Raw genomic sequence first — 1,895 nt, forward strand, 5'->3', positions numbered from 1 at the left:
TGTGGGGCTCCAAGCGCACCGGCCCGGACCTGGCCCGCGTCGGCGGCCGCTACTCGGACGACTGGCACCGCGCGCACCTGTACAACCCGCGCAACGTGGTGCCGGAGTCGAAGATGCCGGCTTACCCGTGGCTGGTGACCCAAGCGGTCGACAGCAGCCACACCGAAACCAAGCTCAAGGCCATGCGCACCCTCGGCGTGCCGTACACCGACGACGACATCGGCGGCGCGGTGGCCAGCCTCAAGGGCAAGACCGAAATGGACGCCCTCGTCTCCTACCTGCAAGTGCTCGGCACTGCGATCAAGAGCAAGAGGTGAGCCATGGTCATTGAAATGAGCACAGGGCTGATCCGCGGCCTGGGCACCGTTGTCGTGTTCGTGGCCTTCGTCGGCCTGACCCTGTGGGTGTTCAACGGCAAGCGCCAGCCGGAATTCGCCGAAGCGCGCCTGCTGCCGTTCGCCGACGAGCCGCAACCCGACACCCCCCAAGAATCTGCACCAACAAGGAGTACCCGGCCATGACCACCTTCTGGAGTACGTGGATCTGCGTACTGACCATCGGCAGCCTGATCGGCCTCACCTGGCTGCTGGTCGGCACCCGCCGGGGCGAGACCAAGGGCAGCGTCGACCAGACCATGGGCCACAGCTTCGACGGCATCGAGGAGTACGACAACCCGCTGCCGCAGTGGTGGTTCATGCTGTTCGCCGGCACCCTGGTGTTTTCCGTGGGCTACCTGATCCTGTATCCGGGCCTGGGCAACTGGAAAGGCATCCTGCCCGGCTACGAGAACGGCTGGACCGGCGAGCACGAGTGGGAAAAGGAAATGGCCAAGGCCGACGCCAAGTTCGGGCCGATCTTCGCCAAATTCGCGGCGATGCCGGTGGAAGAAGTGGCGAAGGATCCCCAGGCGCTGAAGATGGGCGGCCGCCTGTTCGCCTCCAACTGCTCGGTGTGCCACGGCTCCGACGCCAAGGGCGCCTTCGGCTTCCCCAACCTGACCGACAGCGACTGGCGCTGGGGCGGCAGCGCCGACACCATCAAGGCCACCATCATGGGCGGGCGGATGGCGGCGATGCCGGCCTGGGGCGAAGTGCTGGGCGAGGCTGGCGTGAAGAACGTCGCCGCGTACGTGCGCCACGGCCTGGCCGGCCTGCCGCTGCCGGCGGACAGCAAGGCCGACCTGCAGGCCGGTCAGCAAGCGTTCAGCACCACCTGCGTCGCCTGCCACGGAGCCAACGGCCAAGGCACCGAAGCCATGGGCGCGCCGAACCTGACGCACCCGGCCGGCTTCATCTACGGCACCGGCCTGACCCAACTGGAGCAGACCATCCGCCACGGCCGCCAGGGCCACATGCCGGCGCAGAGCGAATTGCTCGGCAACGATAAAGTGCAATTGGTGGCGGCTTATGTGTACAGCCTGTCGCACAAACTGAATACAGAGAACCTGCAAGCCGAAGGCAAAAAAGAGTAGTCCCTGCCCCTCCACTGCCGCATCCGTCCGGATGCGGCAGTTCCCTTCCCCTTTGCGACCCATTGTCGCACCCTGTCTGGCGCCTGCCTTTCGAATCCCCGGATTCACGACTACGCTTGCTCGATGCGGACCGGTTCGTGCCGGTTCCAGGTCGACCCCAACGGATGTGTTCGACGAATCGGCTGACGGGATGGCCGCAAGCGCCGGTGAATGCCGGCTGTCGTGCCGAATGCCGTCCGTCGCCCGAACCGGGCCTTCGAACACACCCTGTTACAGGTGATCTGGACCGATCACTTTTCCGCTCCGCCGGGACATTTTTCCCGAGGGTGATTTTGTCCCTACGCGGAACATGGAAAGGCCGCAGAATCAGCGTTGGAAAGCATATCTAGTATGCTCACGCCATGCGCGAACGGCGGAAAGAGCT

The 1,895-nt window shown here is 65.1% G+C and carries 3 protein-coding genes; all 3 read left to right on the forward strand.

From position 1 onward, the window contains the following. Positions 1-317, forward strand: a 317-nt coding sequence (locus tag ACIP0B_RS28410; protein WP_400838514.1) for a cbb3-type cytochrome c oxidase subunit II, incomplete at its 5' end; no start/stop codon positions are given. Between the two features lie 3 nt (positions 318-320). Next, positions 321-521 carry a cbb3-type cytochrome c oxidase subunit 3 gene (locus tag ACIP0B_RS28415; RefSeq protein WP_085577557.1) on the forward strand — a complete coding sequence of 67 codons (201 nt, stop codon included), beginning with the start codon at positions 321-323 and terminating at the stop codon, positions 519-521. After that, on the forward strand, positions 518-1,471 hold the full coding sequence (ccoP, locus tag ACIP0B_RS28420) for a cytochrome-c oxidase, cbb3-type subunit III (protein ID WP_217892900.1): 954 nt from the start codon (positions 518-520) through the stop codon (positions 1,469-1,471). The genes ACIP0B_RS28415 and ccoP overlap by 4 nt, the downstream gene beginning before the upstream one ends. Positions 1,472-1,895: the final 424 nt, after the last annotated feature.

Origin of the sequence: Pseudomonas sp. NPDC089534 (assembly GCF_044749305.1) — a bacterium.
Lineage (GTDB): Bacteria > Pseudomonadota > Gammaproteobacteria > Pseudomonadales > Pseudomonadaceae > Aquipseudomonas > Aquipseudomonas ekonensis.

What these genes read in the sequence shown, in the direction of transcription:
- ACIP0B_RS28415 (WP_085577557.1), top strand. Translation starts at nt 321, where the DNA reads ATGGTCATTGAAATGAGCACAGGGCTGATCCGCGGCCTGGGCACCGTT.
- ccoP (WP_217892900.1), top strand. Translation starts at nt 518, where the DNA reads ATGACCACCTTCTGGAGTACGTGGATCTGCGTACTGACCATCGGCAGC.